This is a genomic window from Providencia sp. SP181, from assembly GCF_050446505.1.
In the GTDB taxonomy this organism is placed as follows: Bacteria; Pseudomonadota; Gammaproteobacteria; order Enterobacterales; family Enterobacteriaceae; genus Providencia; species Providencia vermicola.
In genome coordinates this window covers 1-26,174 of the sequence record NZ_JBBPXM010000011.1, presented here as the reverse complement: position 1 = coordinate 26,174, position 26,174 = coordinate 1, and the positions used below count along the sequence as shown (strand labels likewise).

General features: G+C 42.9%; 21 protein-coding genes and 1 riboswitch. Of the genes, 9 read left to right on the top strand and 12 right to left on the bottom strand.

Annotation, left to right across the window (positions count from 1 at the left end):
- Window positions 1–143: 143 nt before the first annotated feature.
- The 3 genes from rpoD to rpsU form a co-directional block, all read right to left on the bottom strand.
- Complete coding sequence (gene rpoD, locus AABS66_RS16715) at window positions 144–2,081, bottom strand: RNA polymerase sigma factor RpoD (protein ID WP_225818676.1); 1,938 nt, start codon at window positions 2,079–2,081, stop codon at window positions 144–146.
- A 105-nt stretch (window positions 2,082–2,186) separates the two neighbouring features.
- Window positions 2,187–3,932: a DNA primase gene (gene dnaG, locus AABS66_RS16710; RefSeq protein WP_206083680.1), complete on the bottom strand. Its 1,746-nt coding sequence runs from the start codon at window positions 3,930–3,932 to the stop codon at window positions 2,187–2,189.
- A 169-nt stretch (window positions 3,933–4,101) separates the two neighbouring features.
- Window positions 4,102–4,317, bottom strand: coding sequence for a 30S ribosomal protein S21 (gene rpsU, locus AABS66_RS16705; protein WP_001144069.1), 216 nt, complete (start codon window positions 4,315–4,317; stop codon window positions 4,102–4,104).
- Window positions 4,318–4,771: 454 nt separating this feature from the next.
- On the opposite strand from rpsU, the gene tsaD reads away from it, so the two are divergent.
- The gene (tsaD, locus tag AABS66_RS16700; protein WP_206083681.1) at window positions 4,772–5,791 is read left to right on the top strand and encodes a tRNA (adenosine(37)-N6)-threonylcarbamoyltransferase complex transferase subunit TsaD; all 1,020 of its coding nucleotides are present in this window, start codon (window positions 4,772–4,774) and stop codon (window positions 5,789–5,791) included.
- 59 nt (window positions 5,792–5,850) lie between these two features.
- Here tsaD and AABS66_RS16695 read toward each other — a convergent pair whose 3' ends face one another.
- Entirely contained in the window at window positions 5,851–7,383 is a 1,533-nt protein-coding gene (locus AABS66_RS16695) for a methyl-accepting chemotaxis protein (RefSeq protein ID WP_206083682.1), read from the bottom strand.
- A gap of 277 nt (window positions 7,384–7,660) precedes the next feature.
- Entirely contained in the window at window positions 7,661–8,317 is a 657-nt protein-coding gene (gene plsY / locus AABS66_RS16690; protein WP_206083683.1) for a glycerol-3-phosphate 1-O-acyltransferase PlsY, read from the bottom strand.
- A 107-nt stretch (window positions 8,318–8,424) separates the two neighbouring features.
- Here plsY and folB point away from each other — a divergent pair, with 107 nt between their 5' ends.
- Window positions 8,425–8,784 carry a bifunctional dihydroneopterin aldolase/7,8-dihydroneopterin epimerase gene (gene folB / locus AABS66_RS16685; RefSeq protein WP_206083684.1) on the top strand — a complete coding sequence of 120 codons (360 nt, stop codon included), beginning with the start codon at window positions 8,425–8,427 and terminating at the stop codon, window positions 8,782–8,784.
- A gap of 40 nt (window positions 8,785–8,824) precedes the next feature.
- On the opposite strand, the gene AABS66_RS16680 is transcribed toward folB, so the two are convergent.
- Window positions 8,825–10,069, bottom strand: coding sequence for a multifunctional CCA addition/repair protein (locus AABS66_RS16680; RefSeq protein ID WP_206083685.1), 1,245 nt, complete (start codon window positions 10,067–10,069; stop codon window positions 8,825–8,827).
- A 12-nt stretch (window positions 10,070–10,081) separates the two neighbouring features.
- The gene (locus AABS66_RS16675; protein WP_206083686.1) at window positions 10,082–10,696 is read right to left on the bottom strand and encodes a TIGR04211 family SH3 domain-containing protein; all 615 of its coding nucleotides are present in this window, start codon (window positions 10,694–10,696) and stop codon (window positions 10,082–10,084) included.
- 280 nt (window positions 10,697–10,976) lie between these two features.
- Here AABS66_RS16675 and AABS66_RS16670 point away from each other — a divergent pair, with 280 nt between their 5' ends.
- From AABS66_RS16670 to AABS66_RS16655, 4 genes are all read left to right on the top strand, one after another.
- Complete coding sequence (locus AABS66_RS16670) at window positions 10,977–11,939, top strand: inorganic triphosphatase (RefSeq protein WP_206083687.1); 963 nt, start codon at window positions 10,977–10,979, stop codon at window positions 11,937–11,939.
- 12 nt (window positions 11,940–11,951) lie between these two features.
- The gene (gene glnE, locus AABS66_RS16665; RefSeq protein ID WP_430225192.1) at window positions 11,952–14,798 is read left to right on the top strand and encodes a bifunctional [glutamate--ammonia ligase]-adenylyl-L-tyrosine phosphorylase/[glutamate--ammonia-ligase] adenylyltransferase; all 2,847 of its coding nucleotides are present in this window, start codon (window positions 11,952–11,954) and stop codon (window positions 14,796–14,798) included.
- Between the two features lie 90 nt (window positions 14,799–14,888).
- On the top strand, window positions 14,889–16,316 hold the full coding sequence (gene hldE / locus AABS66_RS16660) for a bifunctional D-glycero-beta-D-manno-heptose-7-phosphate kinase/D-glycero-beta-D-manno-heptose 1-phosphate adenylyltransferase HldE (protein ID WP_206083689.1): 1,428 nt from the start codon (window positions 14,889–14,891) through the stop codon (window positions 16,314–16,316).
- A 360-nt stretch (window positions 16,317–16,676) separates the two neighbouring features.
- On the top strand, window positions 16,677–17,033 hold the full coding sequence (locus AABS66_RS16655) for a type II toxin-antitoxin system HicB family antitoxin (RefSeq protein WP_206083690.1): 357 nt from the start codon (window positions 16,677–16,679) through the stop codon (window positions 17,031–17,033).
- A gap of 34 nt (window positions 17,034–17,067) precedes the next feature.
- Here AABS66_RS16655 and ubiK read toward each other — a convergent pair whose 3' ends face one another.
- Window positions 17,068–17,334 carry a ubiquinone biosynthesis accessory factor UbiK gene (ubiK, locus tag AABS66_RS16650; RefSeq protein ID WP_206083691.1) on the bottom strand — a complete coding sequence of 89 codons (267 nt, stop codon included), beginning with the start codon at window positions 17,332–17,334 and terminating at the stop codon, window positions 17,068–17,070.
- 179 nt (window positions 17,335–17,513) lie between these two features.
- Window positions 17,514–18,212 carry a DUF3592 domain-containing protein gene (locus AABS66_RS16645; protein ID WP_430225191.1) on the bottom strand — a complete coding sequence of 233 codons (699 nt, stop codon included), beginning with the start codon at window positions 18,210–18,212 and terminating at the stop codon, window positions 17,514–17,516.
- 272 nt (window positions 18,213–18,484) lie between these two features.
- Window positions 18,485–18,636: riboswitch (FMN riboswitch) on the top strand.
- Between the two features lie 158 nt (window positions 18,637–18,794).
- Between AABS66_RS16645 and ribB the strand changes: the two genes are divergently transcribed.
- Window positions 18,795–19,448: a 3,4-dihydroxy-2-butanone-4-phosphate synthase gene (ribB, locus tag AABS66_RS16640; RefSeq protein WP_206083693.1), complete on the top strand. Its 654-nt coding sequence runs from the start codon at window positions 18,795–18,797 to the stop codon at window positions 19,446–19,448.
- 488 nt (window positions 19,449–19,936) lie between these two features.
- On the top strand, window positions 19,937–20,761 hold the full coding sequence (ygiD, locus tag AABS66_RS16635; RefSeq protein ID WP_206083694.1) for a 4,5-DOPA dioxygenase extradiol: 825 nt from the start codon (window positions 19,937–19,939) through the stop codon (window positions 20,759–20,761).
- A gap of 542 nt (window positions 20,762–21,303) precedes the next feature.
- Here ygiD and AABS66_RS16630 read toward each other — a convergent pair.
- The 3 genes from AABS66_RS16630 to tolC form a co-directional block, all read right to left on the bottom strand.
- Window positions 21,304–22,467, bottom strand: a complete 1,164-nt coding sequence (locus AABS66_RS16630; protein ID WP_206083695.1) for a glutathionylspermidine synthase family protein — start codon at window positions 22,465–22,467, stop codon at window positions 21,304–21,306.
- Window positions 22,468–22,473: 6 nt separating this feature from the next.
- Window positions 22,474–23,178, bottom strand: coding sequence for a DUF1190 family protein (locus AABS66_RS16625; RefSeq protein WP_047755625.1), 705 nt, complete (start codon window positions 23,176–23,178; stop codon window positions 22,474–22,476).
- A gap of 400 nt (window positions 23,179–23,578) precedes the next feature.
- Entirely contained in the window at window positions 23,579–24,970 is a 1,392-nt protein-coding gene (tolC, locus tag AABS66_RS16620; RefSeq protein WP_206083696.1) for an outer membrane channel protein TolC, read from the bottom strand.
- Window positions 24,971–25,279: 309 nt separating this feature from the next.
- Between tolC and nudF the strand changes: the two genes are divergently transcribed.
- Window positions 25,280–25,918 carry an ADP-ribose diphosphatase gene (gene nudF / locus AABS66_RS16615; RefSeq protein WP_206083697.1) on the top strand — a complete coding sequence of 213 codons (639 nt, stop codon included), beginning with the start codon at window positions 25,280–25,282 and terminating at the stop codon, window positions 25,916–25,918.
- Window positions 25,919–26,174: the final 256 nt, after the last annotated feature.

Here is a 26,174-nt window from a genome sequence, read left to right as displayed (position 1 = left end):
TTTTGAAAATAAACTAGGAAAATCAATTTATTGATTTTCGCCTGATAACACAAAGCAGGAAAAACCACGCTTTTATCCTGCTTTGTCAACAACCAAAAACACCTGCCTTGGCAGGTGTTTTTGTCTATTCGAATAACGTGTTCTTATTCATCAAGGAAGCTGCGCAGAACTTCTGAACGGCTTGGGTGACGCAGTTTACGCAGTGCTTTCGCTTCAATCTGACGAATACGTTCACGGGTAACATCAAACTGTTTACCTACTTCTTCAAGAGTATGGTCAGTATTCATGTCGATACCAAAACGCATGCGCAGAACTTTCGCTTCACGTGCTGTTAAGCCAGCTAACACTTCGTGAGTTGCAGAGCGTAAGCTTTCTGATGTTGCTGAGTCTAAAGGCAGCTCTAAAGTCGTATCTTCAATGAAATCGCCTAAATGTGAATCTTCATCATCACCGATAGGGGTTTCCATTGAGATTGGCTCTTTTGCAATCTTCAGAACTTTACGTATTTTATCTTCTGGCATTAGCATGCGTTCAGCCAGTTCTTCTGGCGATGGCTCACGGCCCATTTCTTGCAGCATTTGACGAGAGATACGGTTCAGTTTATTGATGGTTTCAATCATGTGAACCGGAATACGAATTGTACGTGCTTGGTCAGCGATTGAACGCGTGATAGCCTGACGGATCCACCAAGTTGCATAAGTTGAGAACTTATAACCACGGCGGTATTCAAACTTATCAACGGCTTTCATCAGACCGATATTACCTTCTTGGATCAGGTCAAGGAATTGCAAGCCACGGTTGGTGTATTTCTTCGCGATAGAAATAACCAGACGCAAGTTCGCTTCAACCATTTCTTTTTTCGCACGGCGAGCTTTCGCTTCACCGATAGACATACGACGGTTGATATCTTTAACTTGTTCGATTGTCAGGCCAGTTTCTTCTTCAATTTGACGTAATCTTTGTAGGCAACGCAGAATTTCTTCTTCAACTTCAAGCAGTTTTTCAGACCACGGCTTGTTCATCGCTTTTGCTGCTGTTAACCAAGTCTCGCTGGTTTCATTACCGCTGAATAAGGTGATGAAGTTTTTCTTCGGCATTTTGCACTGTTCAACACACAGTTTCATGATAGTACGTTCTTGTAAACGAACGCGATCCATCATTTCACGCATGTTATTGACCAGATAGTCAAATTGCTTCGGTACTAAACGGAACTCTTTGAACACTTCGGAAAGTTGTTCAATCGCAGCGGCGGTTTTTGCATCGCTGCGTCCATATTGTTTGATATGTTGACGTGTGCTTTCATACTGTTCACGAAGATCAGAGAATTTCTGGCGCGCTAATTCAGGATCGATGCTGTTATCGTCATCGCTATCACTGTCATCGCCGTCTTCATCTTCTTCATCTTCATCGTCGTCTTTATCCAACTCTTCTTGTGGTAATTCAGAGCCGACGTGGGTGGCAGTAGGGGCAAGATCTTCTTCCGCATTAGGGTCAACAAAGCCAGTAATCAAGTCAGATAGACGGCTTTCACCTGCTTCAACACGGTCGTATTGCTCGAGAAGATAAGTGATAGCCTCAGGGTATTCAGCAACAGAGCACTGAACCTGATTAATCCCATCTTCGATACGTTTTGCGATGTCGATTTCACCTTCACGGGTGAGAAGTTCGACAGTCCCCATTTCACGCATATACATGCGAACAGGGTCAGTAGTACGGCCAATTTCACTCTCAACACTGGATAAAACTTGTGCAGCGGCCTCTGCTGCATCTTCATCCGTATCGGAAGTATTCTCAGCCAAAATCAAATCATCGGCATCAGGTGCTTCTTCCATGACCTGGATGCCCATGTCATTAATCATCTGAATGATATCTTCAATCTGATCTGAATCGACGATATCTTCCGGCAGATGGTCGTTGACCTCAGCATAGGTTAAGTAACCTTGCTCTTTACCCTTGGTGACGAGTAGCTTAAGCTGCGACTGCGGGTTTTGCTCCATAAGACGGTATCCACACTTCTGAGTATTTAGATTGGTGTCGGTCGGCGAAACATTCGGCCAACAAGAACATACAAAGGGAAATATTTATTATTTGCTACGCCCTTTATTTTCGCAGCATTTTACAGGCATCTGCCTTGTGTTTAGCGGCACTTAAGCCGTTTTATATACTAATTCTATTTTGGGTTTATATTATGTTTTTACTCGCGACAGCGTAATTAAGTGCACCTCTTCGCGCTCTTGCGGGGTCAGACTTTGTGTGCGAGCTTTCGCCATTAAATAGTCGAAACGTTCGCTGAGTGCGCTATTAAATAGATGATTTAATGCATCTATAAAGGTATTTTCCGCTATCTCCTCTATTTCTATATCGTTCCATGTTGCTAGTTTTTCAAGCTGTTTCGAAAAATTATTATCTCGATAACGCTCTAGCAGCTGCCCAGTCGTCATTCCGGGGGTGGAACGGCATACATCGACCAATTCCTGAAATAGAGAAAGCCCCGGCATTTGGATATGGGCAATTCCCTCTAATGAGGGAACAAGCTCCGAAAAGTTCGGATTTTGCACTAACAGTGCGATAAGAATTCGCATTGTTGTCGGTTTTAATTTTGGCGCCTGATAATTAACTTGCTCGGTGTTCTCTCTATCAATAATAGCAAGAACCTGAGAAATATCTGGTATACCAATAAAATTTCCTAGCTCTTGCGCCATATAAAGGCGCAAAGTCTCACCCGGTATCTGTTTAATCAAAGGGATAGCAAGCTTACTAAATTTTGCTTTCCCTTCTTGGGTGGTTAAATCAACTTGTGGTACGAGTGAATCAAATAAAAAGCCTGATAACGTTTGTGCTGTTTGCATGCGCTGCTCAAAGGCTTCTTTACCTTCTTTGCGTACCAATGAATCAGGGTCTTCACCATCAGGTAAAAACATAAAGCGTAGTTGGCGGCCATCCGTCAGATAAGGCAGGGCGGTTTCTAATGCGCGCCATGCCGCTTCGCGGCCAGCTCGGTCACCATCATAACAACAGATAACAGTATCTGTTGAACGATAAAGTAACTGAATGTGTTCTGAGGTGGTTGAGGTTCCCAGTGATGCTACCGCATAGCGGATGTCATACTGAGCCAATGCCACTACATCCATATAACCTTCGACAACTAATAACTTCGCTAATTCACTGCTATTTTGTGTTGCTTCATAAAGGCCGAACAACTGACGACCTTTATGGAAAATATCTGTTTCTGGCGAGTTCAAATATTTGGGTAATGCATCCCCTAATACTCGCCCACCAAAGGCGATAACTCGACCTCGTCTATCCCGAATGGGAAACATCACGCGCTCTCTAAAGCGGTCATAGACACGGCCATTATCATTGGTCACTAACATGCCTGCATCATCAAGCTGTTTGCGACTGTCGGGGTTTACTGCGAATTTCTTGAGCAAATTATCCCAGCCTGGGGGGGCGAAACCAATGGAAAAATGCTCAATAATTTCTGCGCTCAAACCACGTTGGCTTAAATAATCTTTGGCTTTATTTGCCGAGGGATGATTTAAGGCAGCGCAGTAAAATTGGTTAATTTTTTCCATCAACTGATACAAATTTTGCCGTTGATGTAATTCTATTTGGCTTGTACCTGTTCCTTTTTCATACGGAACGTCAAGGCCGTGTAATGCAGAAAGTTCTTCAATTGCTTCGACAAAATCGAGTTTGTCGTAATTCATCAAAAAATCGATAGCGTTACCGTGAGCACCACAACCAAAACAATAATAAAACTGCCTTTCACCGTTAACGGTAAAAGAAGGCGTTTTTTCATTATGAAACGGACAGCAAGCGTGATGGTTTTTACCCTGTTTTTTTAACGGGACTTTTGCATCGACTAAATCAATGATGTCAGTTCTTGCTAACAAGTCATTGATAAATGAACGCGGAATTCGTCCAGCCATAAGCCTCTTTTTCGCCTGTTGATGAACGATAATAAGCCGCGCTTCCTTTAGGAAAGCACGGCCTTTAACTGCTTAGCTATGACTACTACAAGAAAAAAATAACGATAAGAGTGACTTAATTCTTGTATTAGCTATCGTCTGTCATGAATGCGGTTAACACCGCAATCAATTAGTACAGACGAGTACGGCGTGCGTTTTCGCGAGCCAGTTTCTTAGCGTGACGCTTAACAGCTGATGCTTTAGCGCGTTTACGTTCAGTCGTTGGTTTTTCATAGAATTCACGACGACGAACTTCAGCTAAAACACCTGCTTTTTCACAGGAACGTTTGAAACGACGCAGTGCAACGTCGAATGGCTCGTTTTCACGTACTTTAATTACCGGCATGTGCCTCTCACCTCGATAGAAATCGGTTTGTTGCTGGTATGGATTCACCAGCCTTCATTTAAAATGGTGCGGAATTTTACTTCAATGAGTACGGGTTTGTAAAGTGCCGTATAAAATTGAATCACACAAGATCACCTGATTTGTAGCTCGTTCGATGAAAAAGCAAACAAAACCAGACAATAATGAGAATTAGCCACACGAAATTTTTATTACAGGGGGTTGATTATAGACTATACAACAAGGAAAGTCAGCCTTTTGGCAACATAAATTACGCGATATACTCGCAATTCTGCAAATTGCAGGGGTGTTGACTGCGCTCAGCTACCCGAGTCACGTACTTTTGTACGCTCATCGGGATATCTTCCCTTGTCGCCTACCTGCAACTCGAATTATTTGGAGTATAGGTTGAAAATAGTGATAGACTTGCGCCTATGAAATAAACAAGGGTAGTGGAATGCGTGTTTTAGGTATCGAAACTTCTTGCGATGAAACGGGTATCGCAATTTATGACGACGAACTTGGCTTACTTGCCAACCAATTATATAGCCAAATTAAAGTCCATGCAGATTATGGCGGAGTGGTGCCTGAACTGGCATCTCGTGATCATATTCGTAAAACTGTGCCATTGATTCAAGCGGCGCTGAAAGAAGCTAATTTAACTCGTGAAGACATCGATGCAGTTGCTTACACCGCAGGCCCTGGTCTGGTGGGGGCTTTGATGGTTGGAGCAACCGTTGGGCGCTCTCTGGCATTTGCTTGGAATGTACCCGCTATTGCTGTTCATCATATGGAAGGGCACTTATTGGCACCGATGTTGGAAGAAAAGAGCCCCGAATTTCCATTTGTCGCATTACTGGTTTCTGGTGGTCATACACAATTAATTAGTGTGACAGGCATTGGCGAATACGAACTATTAGGCGAATCCATTGATGATGCGGCAGGGGAAGCCTTCGATAAAACGGCAAAACTGTTAGGGTTAGACTACCCTGGTGGCCCTGTTTTATCCCGTATGGCGCAGCAAGGCACTGCAGGGCGCTTTGTTTTTCCAAGACCTATGACGGACAGACCTGGTTTAGACTTCAGCTTTTCAGGCCTAAAAACCTTCGCAGCGAATACCATTCGTGAAAATGCAGATGACGACCAAACTCGCGCGGATATCGCGCGTGCGTTTGAAGATGCCGTGGTTGACACGCTTGCCATCAAATGTAAGCGTGCGCTTGAGCAAACGGGCTTTAAGCGTCTCGTTATGGCTGGTGGGGTTAGTGCTAACCGTGCTCTTCGTGCCAAAATGGAAGAAGTGCTGAAGCAACGTAGTGGGGAAGTATTTTACGCGCGCCCTGAATTTTGTACCGATAATGGCGCGATGATTGCGCTTGCTGGGCTTATTCGTCTTAAGGGTGGTACAACGACAGGTTTAGGCGTGACAGTGCGCCCACGTTGGCCGCTGGCTGAATTACCGCCGTTAGAAAAATAGAGTACAGCATATCAAAATGAAGGGCTGTGATGAAACAGCCCTTTTTATAGAGTCAAAAATTAATGTAGAACAATCACTGCCTCTTCAAGGCGTATCGAACGGTCTTTTACCATATTAGATGTCTCTGTGCTTTGTTCAACCAGTAGTGTGCTTTGCTGTGTAATCGTTTCTAATTCGCTCACCGCTTGGGTGATATCAGAAATACCCGCCGCTTGTTCAGATGTTGCTTGGCTAATATGCGTGATTAGCTGGGTCACATTTTGCACTTGGTCTACAATATTTCTCATTGTGTTCCCTGCAGTGTGCACCTGATTTTTTCCAGAATTCACTTTTTTCTCGCAGTCATTAATTAATTCACGGATATCATTGACGGCGCTAGCACTGCGGCTGGCTAAACTGCGAACTTCATTAGCTACTACCGCAAACCCTTTGCCTTGCTCTCCTGCACGTGCGGCTTCTACGGCAGCATTTAATGCTAATATGTTGGTTTGAAAGGCGATGTCTTTAATAACATCAGTGATGGAATTAATTTTACTGGTGCTATGAACAATCTCATCCATGGTGCCAACGACGGCCTCCATCATCGCGCCTCCACTCACTGCCGTTTCACTGGTTGCATTTGACAGCTGGTCAACCTGAATGGTGTTGTCTGCATTCATTTTCACAGAAACAGCCATTTGGTTCATTGTTGCGACGGTTTGTTGCATATAACCCACCGTGCGCAGTGTGTGTGTATCTAGCTCATTGCAGTCAGCAACTAAGGATTGGCTACCTTTGCGGACGTTATCCACCTGTTCTGACACATCTTTGATTAACCAACGACAGACCAAGCCAAGTTGTCCAACAGAGCGTAATAGCTGGCCAATTTCATCTGTGCGTTGCATATGATTGACGCTGTGACGGTTACCGCGAGCGATACCGAGTGCTTGAGTCATAATGTTTTCAAGGGGAGTGGCAAGAATTCGTTCAAGGATAATATTTCCAATTAATAGGGTGGCAAAGGTACACAAGCTTGCAATGAGTAATGGGAGGTCTTGCAATCCAGCTAAGCTCGCTATCGCCATCCAAAACGCAAATAATATGCTTATGGTGAGTCGAATTCGCCACCGCGTTGAGAGGGTAGATAGGTGAAAAGGCCATTTTTTGGAAAGCACAATGCCCTTAAAGATTTTTTTTTGGCTTCTATTTTCATTCATTGCTGCATAAAGGGGTTCCACAGCAGCGATTTCTTGGCGAGTAGCACGAGTTCGAATCGACATATAACCGGTAATAACGCCTTTGCGCTCCATGGGAATGATATTGGCTCTAACCCAATAATGGTCACCGTTTTTTCGTCTGTTTTTGACAATCCCCGTCCACGGTTCACCTTGTTTGAGTGTTGCCCACATATCCGCAAAAGCCTGTTTAGGCATATCAGGATGTCGGATAATATTATGGGGTTGTGTTAATAATTCATCTAATTCATAACCACTAACTTGAACAAAGAAATCATTAGCGTGAACAATGTTTCCTTGCAGGTCGCTAGTTGTCATTAGAGTAATATCTTCATCTAAGATATGTTCATTTTGAGTGATATAAGGAGTTCTGCTCATGATAAATACCATTATTATTGTTTAGTTTTCCTTTTATATAGTCGACAGCTTTTAAATATTCATTAGTAATAAATTTGCAATAAATTAACTTTTTTTTAAAAGTGTGCGCTGGTTAAAGTGAAAATGTAACAACAGCACAAATTGCTACTAGTGCAGTTTTAGGAAGGGATTTTACGCTGCTGTTATTTTTATGGTGCTTTTTAGGAAACTTTGAGCAAGTATTAGGTATAAAAAAAGAGCTGATTTCAGCTCTTTTAAAGGAAGTAGGAATGAATATTTAGTCGTCGAGTTCTTGCTCTTTGGTTTCTTGAGCAATCTCTTTGTTCGTTTTTTGCTTTTTGTTTTTCAATTTCTGCCAAATACGACTTTCTTGCCCGCGCCATAAACGTTGAATATTACCATGGTGACGAACTAATACTAAGCACGATAACATGGCGACAGGAAAGGTAAATTCAGGCTTAAACCACCAAACGTAAAAGGGGGCTAAGAGAGCACTAACAATTGCCCCAAGAGATGAATAACCACTGAGTAGGACAGTGAGTAACCATGTTCCTGCAACTAATCCTGAAAGATCCCAGCCAATAGCCGCGATAGAACCGAATGCAGTTGCTACCCCTTTTCCCCCTTTGAAATGAAAGAAAACAGGATAAATATGCCCAAGGCAGGCTGCAATTGCGACAAAGCCAAGATAGAATGGTTGTACATTGAGGTAATAAGCCAGCCAAACGGGGATCATCCCTTTTAAAACGTCGCAAAGTAGTACTGCGGCGGCGGCTGCTTTACCTCCAACGCGTAAGACGTTAGTTGCACCAGGGTTACCAGAGCCGTGTTGACGGGGATCGGGTAGTCTCGCTATACGGCAGATCAGTATTGCACTGGAAACTGATCCACAAAGATAAGCGAAGATTATCATGCCAAGCGCGGTTGCACTCATAGCTAACTCCAAAACGATTGAGGCCATATATTCACTTCAGTCTTGGATAATACGCATATTTTTGCTGAAGTGGTATTAATTCAGTACATAAACGAGAAAATGACGTGATGGATATCGTATTTATTGAACAATTATCAGTCATCACCACGATTGGTGTATATGACTGGGAACAAACTATTGAGCAGAAATTAGTGCTCGATATCGAAATGGGATGGGATAACAAGCGCGCGTCTTTGAGCGATAATGTTGAACATTGCTTAGATTATGCACAGGTTAGCCAAACCCTCATCAACCATTTAGAAACAAATAAATTTGGTTTAGTTGAACGCGTTGCTGAAGAAGTCGCCCAACTTTTAATGACAAAATTCAATAGTCCATGGGTACGCATTAAAGTCGCTAAACCAGGCGCAGTTGCACGCGCTCACCAAGTCGGTGTTGTAATCGAAAGAGGCACTAAAACTGCTTAAAAGATGGCTGGCGGTGTTTTATCGCCAGCATCATCCATATCTATAGGTTCATATCAATAATTTGCTGCTGTTGTTGCCAGCAAGCAATGCGCTCAATACGCTGACGTGTCAATTCTTGGCGAATTTCAGACCCTTTAAACCCTTGCTCAACAATGGGTTTTACCGCGACAGATTGCGCGATAGCAAATGCTTGGCGCAGAAACTCGCCTTGCGGATAGGCGTGTTGTTCAAGACCAAGTCGACCTCTGGCATCGGCTTCGCTGATTAAACTGAGCTGTATAATGCGTTCTGGTTTTCGCCAGCTATCTAAACCATCAAAAACAGCGACTAAATCACTAGCCGATAACCGATTGATTACGTGAATTTTATCATGATATCGTGCCGCTAAACAGGCTAAATCTCGCGCATCTATTGGGACTCGAAGGCGAGTACAAAGCTGCTCAATAAGTGGGATACCTGCCTCCCCATGATTAGGATGGCTGGGCCACACATCAGGTGGAGTAAGGGCTTTGCCCAGATCATGGCATAATGCTGCAAAACGAATATTCACATCATTAGACAGCATAGCAATCACTTTCATCACCATTAAAGTGTGAACCCCTGTATCGATTTCAGGGTGCCACTTTTCAGGGGCGGGAATGCCAAATAAATTATCAATTTCGGGGAACAGCACTACGAGTGCACCACATTGGCGTAAAACCTCGAAATAAACTTGCGGTGCGGTTGATTTAAGAGCCTTTTCGGTTTCAACCCAAACGCGCTCTGCTGTTAGGTGTGATAACTCTCCCGTCATCGCCATTGACTGCATTAACGCCAGTGTCTCAGGGGCGATAGTGAAGCCTTGTTCATAAAAACGTGCGGCAAAGCGTGCGACTCGTAAAACACGTAATGGGTCTTCTGCAAACGCGTCTGAAACGTGGCGTAGAACCCGTTTTTCGAGGTCATTTACGCCATTGAACGGGTCGATAATCTCCCCTGAATCACTTTGTGCGATGGCATTAATGGTGAGATCACGACGTAATAAGTCATCTTCGATAGTGACATCAGGGGCGCTATAGCAGTTAAACCCGGTATAGCCCACCCCGATTTTGCGTTCTGTGCGGGCTAATGCGTATTCTTCATGCGTTTCTGGGTGCAAAAAGACAGGGAAGTCTTTTCCAACTTGTTGAAAACCTTCTGTAAGCATCGCCTCAGGCGTTGTGCCAACGACCACAAAATCCCTATCAGAAATAGGCAGCCCTAGGAGTTGGTCACGGACGGCACCACCGACCAGATACACTTTCATCGAATAACCTTATTATGCCCAGCCATCATTACGTTTTTTACGGCGTGGAATGAGGTGTGGTAAAATTAAACCTAAAATTAAGCCAGCACCCGCTACACCACCACCATACATAAACCATTGTAAAATCAATTCACGGCGGCGATCGTCAAGGTTCACCTCGGCAATCTCGAGTTTTTTACCTGATTTGATTAATTCATTCTTTAATTTTTCATTTTCTGCTTTCAGTTGGCGAACAATATTGTCGTTGTCTGCCACTTTTTGCTGCATATCGGCAGTGCGTGTGTTCCACGTACCATCAATATTATCGAGCTGCTGGCGGAGCTTTTGATTTTCGGCTTCCAGCTCTGGAATACGGGTTTTCATGCTTTGTTTATTGCTAAGCTGGTCAACAGGTAGCCAAACTGTCCTGCCTTTATCATCACGTACCTGAGCAAATTTATTGTCAGTGGAAATCAGTTCAACTTCGTCCCCTGCATTGAGCGTTCCTACGATACGATATTTTGTGCCAGGGCCGCTATGAACATATGTTGATAAGTCATCTGAAACATAACGCTTTTCTGCTGCTTGTGTGTTTAAGGAAAGGCCTAGCCCCATGATTGAAATTAATAATAATGGAATTTTTCGCATGGTATTTACAGTCTTTTGGTGGTGAATGAATGTGGTATTCATTGAATACTAATAAGTAAAGTGGCAGGGTGCAAACCCTAAACACCGATGTCTTGGTTCTCTAAAGGATAATGAGAACTATCCTAACTGCCTAAATTACCCTTATTTTTACCCTTTTTTCAAGATAACTCTCTAAAAGAAATCTGACAGAGAGAATTTTTGATTTCAATACAGATTCTTTTCTCAGCATCGCTTGATTGGGGTAATATGAGCACAGTGAAATTATCAAATAAGGATATGTATGAGCCACGTCGAGGTTGAACTCAAATTAGCCGCCAAAAGTGAGGCCATAGAGGCTGTTCGTCAGAGTATATCGACATTGCCCCATCAATATAGTGAGCCAACAAAGCTAACGAATATTTATTTTGACACGCCGCATAGGCAATTGCGGCAATGGGATATGGGGCTGCGTATTCGTGGCTGTGATGGTCACTATGAAATGACGATGAAAACGGCGGGGCAGGCAATTAGTGGTTTACATCAGCGGCCTGAATACAATGTTAATATTGATTCCCCCGAACTGAACCTTGCCGCTTTTCCTGAAGACATTTGGCCAGAAGGCACTGATATTACGGCATTGCAATCTGAATTGAGTGTATTGTTTAGCACCAATTTTACCCGCGAAAAATGGTTAGTGACTTTCGAAGACAGCGAAATTGAAGTGGTGCTTGACCAAGGTGAAATTTCCGCAGGTGCAAAAGATTTACCTATTCAAGAGTTTGAATTAGAACTGAAAAAAGGCTTTATTGCGGATGTTCTTAATTTAGCGAAAAAGTTTGCTGATATTGATGGACTGTACCTGTCTTCCCTAAGTAAAGCTGCTCGGGGTTATTCCTTACTTTCACCAACTAAAGCACCATTAACCCGCCCTGATTCGCTATTTGATTACGAAGAGCAACCGATTGAAAAATCGCTGACGCATATGCAGTTGCTGTGCCAACAACATGAAACCTATTGGTTAGCAGGGGCAAATGATGCGCGCCAAGGTTTTGTCGAGTTCCTGCGTTTTGTTCAAGCCTTTTTGGTCCATTATCAAAACTCTGCCCCACATTTTATCCATGATACGCCGTTAGACCAATTACAGTTAGATATTGCTAATGAAAACATGAGTGCGGATGATTTTTGCTATAGCAGTCAGTGGTTAAAATGTAAGCTGGCCTTTATTCAATGGTTAAGTGCGTTAACCTACCAAGAAGATCACTAGGATTTGAACAATATGCATCCACTGCCTGATTTACTGCAAGCCCAAAAAGAACGTATTTTAAATCAGTTAGCTAGCCAAGCGCCTGGTTTATTGCCTTTGAGTGAAGATGAAGCACAAGTACTCTCTTTTAGTGATTTTGCACTTAAACAGGTTCTTGCCCATTCACGGTTTTTATTGGATATCCGCACGAATCCACCAAAGGCCGATGAGTGGCAATATTATGCAACTTGGCTTGCGGACAGTGTTTCATCTGTTTCAAGCGAAGATCATTTAATGCAGGTGCTGCGCACGTTTCGTCACCAAATGTTAGTGCGCTGTACGTGGATGCAAGTATTGGCAGTGTGTTCGCAACAAGACACCATTTACCAACTGAGTGTGTTAGCAGAAACCTTGATTGTTGCTGCAAGGGACTGGCTGTATCAGGAATATAGTCAGCAGTGGGGAACCCCTTGTAATCACGAAGGAAAACCACAGCCGCTATTGGTGCTAGGGATGGGAAAACTGGGAGGAAGAGAGCTGAATTTTTCTTCCGATATTGACCTGATTTTTGCTTACCCTGAAAACGGTGTCACACAAGGCGGCCGTAAAGAATTGGATAACGCTCAATTCTTTACTCGTTTAGGGCAAAAACTGATTCGCATGCTCGATCAAGTCACTGTCCATGGCTTTGTTTATCGGGTGGACATGCGTTTACGGCCTTTTGGCGACAGTGGTCCGCTAGTATTTAGTTTTTCCGCATTGGAAGATTATTATCAAGAGCAAGGGCGCGATTGGGAACGTTATGCGATGGTTAAAGCGAGGATTATGGGGCCCGATAGCCTGCATTACGCTGAAGGCCTACGCAAATTACTGCGCCCGTTTGTCTATCGCCGCTATATTGATTTTAGTGTGATTCAGTCTCTGCGCAATATGAAAAATATGATTGAGCGAGAAGTTCGCCGCCGTGGTTTGGTGAATAACATCAAACTGGGGGCTGGAGGGATCCGTGAGATAGAATTTATCTCCCAAGTTTTTCAGCTGATCCGTGGTGGGCGAGAACCCGTTTTACAATCACAATCGCTGTTTAGCACGTTTCAGGGGATCCGCGAACTCGCTTTATTACCCGATAATCAGCTCGATATCCTACAAGATAGCTACATTTTCCTGCGTAGAATAGAAAATTTACTGCAGAGTATCGACGATCAACAAACTCAGACTCTACCTGATGATGCGCTCAACCAAACGCGTTTAGCGTGGGGGATGAATTTTGCCTGCTGGGCGGACTTTTACGCGTCTTTAAGCCAAAAAATGGCGGCTGTCCACCAAATATTTGCTGAGCAAATTGGGCAAGATGATGATGACGAAGATGCAGATAACTTTGATGAAATTTACATCACGTTATGGCAAAGCGACCTGTCCAAAGAAGAACTTGCTGCCTATTTACCCTCTCAGGATGAAGACATTGCACAGCGGATTATTCATGGTATTTTAATGTTCCGCCATGACCTGAACAAGCGAACCATCGGGCCAAGAGGGCGCGATGTGCTTGATGAACTCATGCCGAAATTATTGGCGAAAATTGGTGAGCGAGATGATGCAGGGCAAGTTATTGAGCGTATTACACCGCTATTGCTAAGCATCGTGAGTAGAACGACTTACCTTGAGTTGATGCTTGAATTTGATGAGGTACTGACCCACGTTATCCGTTTGTGTGCTGCCTCTCCAATGATTGCCGAGCAGCTATCTCGTCACCCATTACTTCTTGATGAACTTCTTGACCCGAAATCCCTTTATCAACCCCTTCCATTAACGGCTTACCGCGACGAATTACGCCAATATTTGATGCGTGTACCTGAAGAAGATGAAGAGCAACAATTGGAAGCGTTGCGTCAATTTAAACAGGCGCAGCTTTTACGTATTGCGGCAGAAGATATTTCAGGTGTACTGCCTGTCATGAAAGTGAGCGATCACCTAACCTATCTTGCAGAAGCCATTATTGATGCCGTTGTTCATCAGGCCTGGCAAAAAATGGTGAAACGCTACGGTGAACCTGCCCATTTAGCGCAGGGTGATAGCAAGCAATATGGGTTTGCTGTATTAGGCTACGGCAAGTTAGGTGGTTGGGAGCTAGGCTATAGCTCTGATTTAGATTTGGTTTTTCTGTTTGATTGCCCATTAAATGTGGTCACTAATGGTGAACGCGCTATTGATGCAAGGCAGTTTTATTTGCGTGTTGCGCAGCGAATTATTCACTTATTCAGTACGCGCACGGCATCAGGGATTTTGTATGAAGTGGATGCTCGCTTAAGGCCATCGGGGGAGTCAGGGATGTTGGTCAGTACCATTCAATCTTTTGATGATTACCAAAAAAATGATGCATGGACGTGGGAACACCAAGCACTTATTCGTGCTCGGATGGTGTTTGGCGACGCTGAATTACAACAGCAATTTACCCGAATTCGCCATGAAACCTTGTGCTTGCCGAGAGATGCACACACACTGCAACAGCAAGTGCGGGATATGCGAGTGAAAATGCACCAACATTTAGGTAGCCACCAAGCTAATGAGTTTGATTTAAAGGCTGACCCTGGTGGGATCACGGATATTGAGTTTATTGCGCAATATTTAGTATTACGTTTTGCTTCGCAAAACAAGGCGTTAACACGCTGGTCAGACAACGTGCGGATTTTTGAACTGATGGCACAGTACGATTTTATGTCGGAAGAAGAAGCCAACGCATTAACCCAAGCATACGTCGCTATGCGCAATGAACTTCATCACTTAGCTTTGCAATCATTACCAAGTCGCGTGGATATGCGCCAATTTGCACCGCAACGTGAGCAAGTGTTAGCTAGCTGGAAAAAATGGCTTGGTGAATGAGTTAAAACGTATTTTATTTAGCTAATTAGTGCAATATGCTAATATTTCGCTAATTATGATCAAATTTCCTTTTTAAAACTGGAGTGCAGGATGAAAGTAACTCTTCCGGATTACAAAAAAGCCGGTGTGCTGGTGGTTGGCGACGTGATGTTAGACCGTTATTGGCATGGTCCCGCAAACCGTATTTCTCCTGAAGCCCCTGTACCAGTGGTTAAAGTAACGATGGTTGAAGAGCGTCCAGGCGGAGCAGCTAACGTTGCGATGAATATTGCATCGCTAGGTGCAAATTCCCGCCTTGTCGGCTTAACAGGGATTGATGATGCGGCGAAAGCATTGACAGAAAACTTAAATGCTGTACAAGTCCGCTGCGATTTTGTTGCTATTCCAACGCATCCAACGATTACAAAATTACGCGTTTTGTCTCGTAACCAGCAACTGATCCGTCTTGATTTTGAAGAAGGTTTCGACAATGTCGATGTGGCACCCGTTTTAGAGCGTATCGAGCAAGCGTTGCCGCACATCGGTGCATTAGTGCTATCTGACTATGCGAAAGGGGCATTAACTCACGTTGAAAAAATGATCGCGCTAGCGAATAAAGCGGGGGTACCTGTATTGATTGACCCGAAAGGGAACAATTTTGAACGCTACCGTGGTGCAACATTATTGACGCCAAACATGTCTGAATTTGAGGCCATCGTTGGGCCTTGCAAGACAAATCAAGATGTTGAAGAAAAAGGGATGGCGTTACTTAATACCTTGGAATTAAAAGCATTATTGATTACGCGCTCAGAGCAAGGCATGAGCCTTATTCGCCGTGATGAAGCGCCATTACATTTACCGACACAGGCACAAGAAGTGTTTGATGTGACAGGTGCAGGTGATACGGTGATTGGTGTATTAGCGGCATCAATTGCTTCTGGTCGTCCGCTACATGAAGCGTGCGCATTAGCGAATGCCGCCGCTGGCGTTGTTGTCGGCAAATTAGGAACATCCACTGTTTCTCCAATCGAATTGGAAAACGCGATCCGTGGCCGTGCGGATACGGGGTTTGGTGTCATGACTGAAAGCGAACTCAAACAAGCGGTTGCCAATGCAAGGCAACGTGGGGAGCGTGTAGTGATGACGAACGGATGTTTTGATATTCTGCACGCAGGCCATGTTTCCTATTTAGCCAATGCACGTAAATTGGGTGATAGACTGATTGTTGCGGTAAATAGCGATGCATCAACTCGTCGACTTAAAGGTGAAACACGCCCTGTAAACCCATTAGAGCAGCGCATGACGGTTTTAGGTGCACTAGGTGCGGTGGATTGGGTTGTCGCTTTCGAAGAGGACACACCGCAACGTTTAATTGCTGAAGTTCTCCCTGACATTCTGGTTAAAGGTGGTGATTATCGCCCAGAAGACATTGCAGGCAGTGCTGAGGTTTGGGCTGCGGGTGGTGAAGTTAAAGTGCTTAATTTCGAAGATGGCATTTCAACGACGAACATTATTAAAAATATTATGAAAACCAGCTAATCACTGATTAGTTCGTTAATTATTGATAACCCAGCTTTGGTGATATTGCTAAAGCCGGGTTTTTTATTATTCAACGTTTAAAAAACAATGACGTCATATGTTGACGTCATTGTTTTTTTATTTTAATTTGATATTAGTTAAGGGCGTCATGGAATAGACGATGATCAAAATCAGGGAATTGAGTGCTAAGCACCGGAAAACCATGGTTGATATACTGACTATCCCACCTAAATCAGCCATTAGATGGGATGAGGTGATCAGTTTAATCAATCATCTAGGCGGTAAAATTAAAAATGGCAATGGATCACGGCGCTGTTAATGGGTTACGTGAATGGTTAGAAAATATAATAGGGGTAGAATATGATTAAAAGCAGTAATGTCATGACAATTAATGGGCATCCTGCTTCTGTCACCTATGAAGCGGACATTAAAGCCTTTCGCGGCCAGTTTTTGGATGTGGGTGGTTATTGCGATTTTGTTTCCGATAGTATTGAAGGGCTGAAAAAAGAAGGGCAAATCTCATTAAGTGATTATATTGAAAGCTGTCGTGAGGAAGGAATACCGCCATTTAAAGATGAAGGCACGGTGAAGTCATTTACGTTACGTTACCCTAGCCGTTTGGAAGCTTATTTAAATGCTGCGACAGCCGCGCATAATATCTCTAAAAACCAGTATATCGTACAGTTATTAGAACGCGAGTTAGTGTCTAATAAATAAAAATGTGACGCCAATTAGGGCGTCACTGTTCGGTTTACTCAGCTGTTTTTTCTTCAGTACTTAGGCTGGCTTCAAGGGCGCTAATGCGTTGTTCCATTTTGGCTAATTTTTCGCGAGTGCGTAACAACACTTGAGTTTGAATATCAAACTCTTCGCGACTGACTAAGTCTAATTTGCCAAGTTGTGACTGTAACAGTGAGCGCAGTTTTTTATCAAAATCTTCACCTAAATCACGTACGCCTTGGGGTAAAGCACCTTGAATTTGGCGAGCAACTTGTTCAAGTTTTTTCGGATCGAGCATTCGCGGGTCCTTAAATTTTTTGAGAAATGAGTTGGGGGTAGTGTAATACCTCTTGTCGCGGTAATAAACTCTTTTCCTATTTCCTTATGATACTTGGAGCACAAGGAGGCAAGGGGGATGAGACTGAAGGAGAAATGACCACCTTGAAGGCGGAATTACCCAAGATGGTCAGTTTAACGTTATTTCAATTCAGGTAAAAAACGGATGTCCATATAGTATTTATTGGCATTACTTCTATCGAGATAGATAGTCACATTTTCCCTATCAATATAAGGGGATGGGTCAAAATAAATATTCTCACTTTTATAACGCTTAATTGTATTTGTATTTTTATCATGGACATCTGCAATAATTTGATAAGGAGAACGTCTATTCACTTGGATCATAGTATTTTCTTCAACACCTGTGATTTTTACTTGAATTGGCGTACCTTCGCGCAATAAACGGGTACTTTTTTTCTTATTGGTGATACCGAACATAACAGGAATGCCACCAATTAACGTAAATACACCGCCAAAAATACCTAAAATGATACTCAGTCCATATACACCAAAGAGTGAATCAATGATGGCATCTTGCGGATTTGTTGGATTATAAAGTACATCAATGGATTGACCGATGCTGTTTCGATAACCGCTACTCCCCATTGATGAACGAAACTCAATTTGTTGATTTTCTAGGGTCGTAAACTCGATAATGGGGAAATAGGTTTTTGATTTATCTTCCGAAACACTAATGTCGAGATCGGTGACTATTCCTGTTGTTTTAATACCATTTTTTGCCATATCCATACCAGAATAAAGCGCAAAAGTAGTTCCGACCAAAAATAAGAGACCGATGACTAAAAAGATGGGAAAGATAAAACGGTACTTTTTCACCCTAGTATTCCTTTAATGACATTTTTATTGCTGGTTATTATTATACAAGTCAATAAATTATTTTAGTTAAGTGTGATGTTTAGACTGATATTTAGGACAATTTACGTCTTATTGCGATTTTTTATGCCTTGGTGGTAACAGGTGATGCCTGTATTTTAATTACCCCTGATAACTATAGGTTTTTATTCATATTTTTTGGCCAAAAGTGTGAGAGGCTCGCCAGTTTTGAAAGACACCGTTGCGTAGTTGAATTATTGGCGTTATATTAATTGCGTTTATCTCAGGGCGGGGTGAAAGTCCCCACCGGCGGTAACATGCAACGCGCATGAAGCCCGCGAGCGCTTTATCATTTTAGTGATAAAGGTCAGCAGATCCAGTGTGAATCTGGAGCCGACGGTTATAGTCCGGATGGGAGAGAATTAACTGTATCTGCATATTTGTGCCGTAATGCACAATCATGTTCTGCATACCTGAATGGGTAGATTGCCACTTATGGGCGATTTATTTATTCATCATTTCTCGTAATCCTAAGACTGCCTTGATTCTGGTAACTAGTTAATAACTATTTAAGAGGTTTTTACCATGGATCATACGCTACTTTCCGAATTCGGTAATCCAATCGAACGTGTTGAAAAAGCTATCGAAGCTTTACGCCAAGGCCAAGGTGTTCTTGTTCTGGACGATGAAGATCGTGAGAACGAAGGCGATTTAGTTTTTGCAGCAGAAACCATGACTGCAGAGCAAATGGCATTCACCATTCGCTACAGCAGCGGTATTGTGTGCCTGTGTATCACTGAAGAGTGTCGCAAAAAACTGGAACTGCCAATGATGGTAGAAAATAACACCAGCCAAAATCAAACGGGCTTTACTGTGACGATTGAAGCGGCAAACGGTGTTACCACTGGCGTTTCAGCTGCAGACCGTATTACTACCATTCGTGCAGCGATTGCGGATAACGCAGTGCCAGCAGACCTGAACCACCCAGGCCACGTTTTCCCATTACGGGGTCGTGAAGGTGGTGTATTAGCACGCCGTGGCCATACAGAAGCGTCTATCGATTTAGCCTCATTAGCAGGGTTCAAGCCAGCGGGTGTGCTATGTGAATTGACCAACGATGATGGCTCAATGGCGCGTACGCCAGAAGTGGCGGCTTTTGGTAAGCAACATGGCTTGACGGTAGTGACTATCGAGGATTTAGTACAATATCGTTTGCAGCATGAAAAGAAAGCGAGCTGATCCTCGTCATATTTCGAGCTGTGGCGTTGTTGGCTTCTCTTAGCCATCTTAGTCACATACTAATGTATGCTCCTAAGAATGACTTCGTTTGCCGCCTAGCCACAACTCGAACTATTTAGAGGAATGTCTTCGTCATATTTCAAGCTGTGGTGGTGTTGGCTTCTCTTAGTCATCTTAGTCACAGACTAATGTATGCTCCTAAGAATGACTTCGTTTGCCGCCTAGCCACAACTCGAACTATTTAGAGGAATGTCTTCGTCGTATTTTGAGGAAGAGTTCGTTTTTTAAACTTAAATATAAATGGGCTAATTTTAGCTAATTTATTGATAGTACGTTCAGCATATAGAATCTTATGAAGGCCACTGAGTTGCACACCTCGTGGCCTTTTCAATTTTTTTGATGATCATACTCATAATTAGGCCACTGTGTTTTTTGCACAAAAGCGTATGCTGTAAGCAGAAATTAATTGAGTTGGAGTTGAAATCATCATGTCGGTAAATACTTCAGTCGTGAATAACAAGATCCCCGCGATTTTCATAGGCCACGGTAGCCCAATGAATGCGATAGAGGATAATCCTTATACCAAAGCATGGGAGCAGCTCGGCAAAACCTTACCTCGTCCAAACGCGATATTGGTGATTTCAGCGCACTGGTATACGCGCGGCACGGCAGTGACCTCGATGTTAAAGCCTAAAACTATCCATGATTTTGGCGGGTTTCCAGAGGCGTTATACCAAATTGAATACCCAGCGCCAGGTTCACCAGAACTTGCCCAGCAAGTTGCAGATTTACTCGCACCAGAACCTATTTTCCTCGATAAGGAAGAGTGGGGGCTTGACCACGGGACATGGGAAATTTTAGTACGCATGTACCCAGAGGCAGATATTCCCGTGATCCAGCTAAGCATTGATGGCACAAAACCTGCAACTTGGCACCATGAATTAGGCAAGAAGTTAGCGATACTCAGAGAGCAAGGTGTATTGATTATGGGCAGTGGCAATGTGGTGCACAATCTTCGTGCTATGAACTGGCAAAATGACCAAGCAGAGCCTTATCCATGGGCTTTGTCTTTTGAACAGTTTGTCTACGATAACTTGCAAAGTAAAGCGATCCCACATCCACTAACTAAAGGGTTAGAAAGGGAAGATGGCAAATTATCAAACCCATCGGTGGAACACTACTTGCCTATTTTACCAATTTTAGGCACTTGGGATGGTGAAGAAGAGGTAAGCACTCCGATTGAAGGAATTGTATCGGCATCGTTGAGTATGTTGTCGGTCATCGTCGGCTCTTCCTCGTCATATTTCGAGTAATCACTACGTTGGCTTCACGCAGCTACCCTAGTCACATACTTATGTATGCTCCTAGGGATAGCTTTGTTTTGCCGCCTTGCGCTAACTCGAACTATTTAGAGGAATGCCTTCGTTGTGTTTATAGAAATACTGTCGTCATATTTCGAGAGATCACTACGTTGGCTTCACGCAGCTACCCTAGTCACATACTTATGTATGCTCCAAGGGATAGCTTTGTTTTGCCGCCTTGCGCTAACTCGAACTATTTAGAGGAATGCCTTAGTTGTGTTTATAGGAAATATTGTCGTCATATTTCGAGTGATCACTACGTTGGCTTCACGCAGCTACCCTAGTCACATACTTATGTGCTCCTAGGGATAGCTTTGTTTTGTCGCCTTGCGCTAACTCGAACTATTTAGAGGAATGCCTTCGTTGTGTTTATAGGAATATTGTCGTCATATTTCGAGCCAACCGTACGGATATTTTAGGTTGTCATATTTTTTTAAGACATAAAAAAGCCCAAACAAAATCAATTGCTTGGGCTTTTGTGATCTAGCTATTGATCAGTCTATGATCGTATGTGGATAAAAGCGGGACAGATCTTGGGTGATCAGCTCTTTATCTTCACGAATACAAATTCCAGCAGGTTGATCATTTACCAACCAACTCCCGACTAAGGTATAGCTACCTTCAAATTTCGGTAGTGGGTGGAATTGTTGAATAATCATCCCTTCTTCACCATATGGGCCATCCGCAGCGGCAATTTCTTTGCCATTTTCAATAATACGGATATTAGCACCTTCACGGGAAAATAGTGGTTTAATCACGTACTTATCGAGCTCTGGCTGCGTTTTACCATCCGCAAAATAGGCTGGGAGTAGGTTAGGATGATCTGGGAACATTTCCCATAACATCGGCAGCAATGCTTTGTTTGAAATAATGCTCTTCCATGCAGGCTCTAACCAGCGAACACCAGCATCTTGCAGTTTGGTAGAAAAAATTTCACGCAGCATAAATTCCCATGGATACAGCTTAAACAGATTACTGATAACCTGATCTTGCGTATCAGTGAATTCGCCTCTTTCACCTAAACCGATTTCATCGATATATAAGAACTCGGTAGCAACCCCCGCTTCGTTGGCACAGTCTTGTAAATATTGTACTGTGCCACGGTCTTCTTCTGTATCACGACAGCAAGACATATGCAGCAAACGGAAACCATGTTGATCTTTAAGCTGAGTAAAACGCTCGATCAACTGTTCTTGAATGCTGTTAAATTGATCCGCATTTTCAGGCAGCTTACCGGCTTCAATTTGATCTTCTAACCAGATCCATTGGAAGAATGCAGATTCATATAAAGACGTTGGCGTGTCTGCGTTATTTTCCAGTAACTTAGGAGGATTAACTCCGTCGTAGGCAAGATCAAGCCTTGAATACAGTGAAGGCTGCTCACTTTTCCAAGAACTACGAACAAATTCCCAGCAGTGCTTAGGAATTTGAAAACGTGCTAGTAATTCATCACTTTCAATAACACGCTCAACCACTTTTAGGCACATTTGATGCAGTTCAGCGGTTGCATCTTCAATCTCTTCGATCTGTGCCATAGTGAATTGATAATACGCATCTTCAGACCAGTACGGCTCGCCGTACATGGTGTGAAATTCAAAACCAAACTCGGAGGCTTTTTCGCGCCAATTTGGGCGCTCAACAATGGGAACTCGTTTCATTACTGATCAACCACCCATTGAGCGGGAAGAAGAAGTTGATTTTGCAGATGAAGACGAACGTTGTGCCATCGCTTGTTTATTAACAGTGTCACCAAAACCACCACGAGTGACGGTTGATGTGGTCGGTGGCTTTGGTGCCATTGCGGTTTTTGGTACGCTCATTGAACGACCACCTGCAACCGCAGGGCCATAGCTTTTACCTGATGCATCGACAAATTTGCCGTTTGCAGGACTTGCTGGGTTTTTCGAGCTAAACAACGGCTGAGATGCTGCGCTACCGCCCATCATACGACCCATCATATAACCCATCATTAATGGCATCCACATGCTGCCGCCGCTGCTTTGTGCTTGTGCAGTTTGCTCGCCATTGGTTGAACTTGTACCTGCAAGACCTGCTTGGGCAGGGGCTTGAGTACACATAGACTCACCAAATTCAGCAATACAGTCAGCTTGTGTTGCATATTTAGGTGCAGTTTTTGCCGCTTCTTGTAATGCATTGTTATAAGCCAATGTGCACTGTTCTGCTTGAGATGGGTTCGCTTGGCTACAATCTTGTGCATTGGTATACAGAGATACCGTTTCATCGCTTTCTTCGCAGGCAGAAAGCATAAATACGGCACTGACAGCAACAGCAACAGGCGCTAAACGGTATGAACGCCAAGACTTGCGGAAGGCGTTTTGATTAATATCTTTAGTACGCTTCATGGTCATGGTAATTACCCTGAATAAAATTTAAGTAAGATGTTTTATAAGTTACCTCTAGGATAGGGGATAAACGCTGAAAATTAAAGCAGAAATATAGAGGAAATAGATTGAAATTATCATTTTTGTAACTTTCTTCTCTTTTTTGAGGAAAGGTTGATTAAAACTGAAAAAGAAATGGAGTATTTCCATTGAATATCAATGAATTAATTTAAGCTTGTTTTTTGAGCTATTTAATAATAACTAAAGTGAGAATTAACTGAATTTTATAAGTGAGGGAAGGGAAAACTGTTTTAACTGATTCAATTGAAGCAAAACGAGTGATTTAGAGGGTTTTCTTTATGCTTTGATAAAAAATAACCCGCCAAAACAGCGGGTCATTCTATTTATCTAAAACTAAACGATCAAATTATTTAATTTTAGGGGCATTGGTATTACGGATAATGCTGCTTGGCTCAGTGGAAATTTCTTTACCTAAGTTAGCATTTAAGCGTGCAATGTCATCTTCGTTTAATGTGCCGCGGGCAAATTCAATATTCAGTTGGTTAATCATATAGTCATAACGTGCGTTAGACAGATTTTGCTTCGCTTGGTACAGCGCAGTTGTTGATGTTAATACGTCAACAATTGTACGTGTACCCACTTGGTAACCTGCTTCCATCGCATCTAATGAGCTTTGTGCAGACACAACCACTTGTTTGTATGCATTGATGCTACTGATAGATGAAGAGACGTTATTAAATGATGAACGAACTAACTGAACCACGTTACGGTAAACACTTTCCAGTTGCTCACTCGCACCTTGGAAACCGTATTGTGCTTGTTCAACTTGTGAACTCGTTGCACCACCCGTGTATAAAGGAATGCTTAAGTTTAAGCCAATGCTGTTTTGCCCATTATAACTGTTGCTTGCACCTTTACCTGTTAAGCTATTGTTGTAACCACTACCATGGTTATAGGTATTGGTTACTGCGGTTGATGCATCAAGACTCACCGTTGGCATATGGCCTGTTTCTGCTAAACGGATATTTTCACGAGAAACGTCTTGAGCCAAACGTGCACTTAATAAGCTAAGGTTGCGCTCTTCTGCTTCTTTTAAGATAGCGTTGATGTCGCCCAACTCAGTGGTTTTAAAGCGCTCAATATTTAAAGATGCCAGTTGGTTATAGTATACACCGCTGACTTGACGCAGTTTTTCAATCGCATTTTCTAAGTCGTTACGACCTGCAACTTCTTGTGCGATAACGCTATCGTAGTTTGCACGGGCGTTTTGCACGTCAGTAATCGCCACAAGGCCAACGTTAAAACGTTGAGTAACTTGGTCTAATTGGCGGTAAACCGCTTCTTTATTGGCTTCAATATAAGATAGCGCGTCAATTGCTTTTAAAACGTTAAAGTAAGCAGTTGCGGTATCTAAAATTAATTGTTGCTGGCTAGTCTGGTAAGTGACATCAGAAATCCCAGCCGTTTTTTCTTGAATCGTCAGTTGACGCCATTTCGACATGTCAAAAACAGTTTGCGTTAATTTCAGTGATGCATTTAAACCGGTACTTTCGGTGTTATTCGCATCGCGGTAACCACTACCGTAACTTGCCCCTGCGCCTAAACCTAATTGAGGTAATAATGGGCTGCGAGCTTCATTAATTTTTTCAAAAGCTTGATTACGTTCAGCTAATGATTTTCTTAACTCAGGGTTACTTTCTTTCGATTTTTGGTAAACCTGCAGTAAATCGTCTGCGTAGCTATTGGTACTGAGACCCACAAAACTCATCGCAATTAAAAGGGGAAGCAGTTTCTTCATTTTGATTCCTTGATTAAACAGCAAATTAAGTTGAGCCTGTTGCCTAAAACGTACCATGCCTAATTGAGGCCTTTGATATAAAAATATGCGTTTTAGAGACAATCATAAAAAAACAGACCCTATGTTGCTCTTAGATTTGAATAATGGCGCTTATTGTAGCAGAGGTTCGTTTGAATTCACGGTAGCCTTTTGTGCCATTTTGTCTCAATTTTATTAAACATTACCTCATCTGAGGTTAAAAAACCTTAAAAACAGTTTTAATCCACAATTATTTCCTTAAGATGGAAATCAGTGTGTTTGGAGAATGCAATGACAAATAAAATAGAACAGCCAATTAAATATGGCAAAAATGATGTTGAAATTATATCCAAGCGTAAATTATTTAACGGTTTTTTTCAAATGATGGAATACCGATTTCGCCACAAATTGTTTGCTGGTGGATGGAGTAACGAAATTTGCCGTGAAGTTTTTGAACGTGGTCACGCGGGTGTTGTTTTACCCTATGATCCGCAAACCGATAATGTTGTGCTAATTGAACAAATTCGCTTTCCAGCAATAGAAACCAGCGAAACGCCGTGGTTGCTCGAAGCCGTAGCAGGGATGATTGAAGAAAATGAATCCCCAGAAGAGGTCATTCGCCGTGAAGCAATAGAAGAAGCGGGCCTTGAGATCCGCCATGCGGAAAAAGCGCTCAGCTACCTTTCAAGCCCTGGCGGGACAACAGAGCGCATGCACGTATTTGTTGGCGAAGTCGATAGCACTCAAGCTGAAGGTATCCACGGTTTAGCCTCAGAAAACGAAGATATCAAAGTTCACGTTATTAGCAGAGAAAAGGCATACCAGTGGGTAGAAAATGGCACAATTGATAATGCAGCAACAGTCATTGCCATTCAGTGGCTACAGCTCAATTATCAAAAACTTAATGAAAAATGGATGAAACTATCTTAAAGAACAATTAATCTAGTGAAGTGTGTGCTGATTAGCAGATATTTAACTAATTACTCGTCATACTTCAATTACTCGTCATACTTCAAGCTGCAAGTGTGTTGGCTACACTGCGCAACCCAAGTCACATACTTATGTATGCTCCTTGGGCTTGCTTAGCTTGCCGCCTTCTTGCAACTCGAATTATTTAGAGTAATTCAGTGCATTGCTAGGGCGCGTAGTTGTTCAATACGTGTAATCAATACGTGTAATAAGTTAG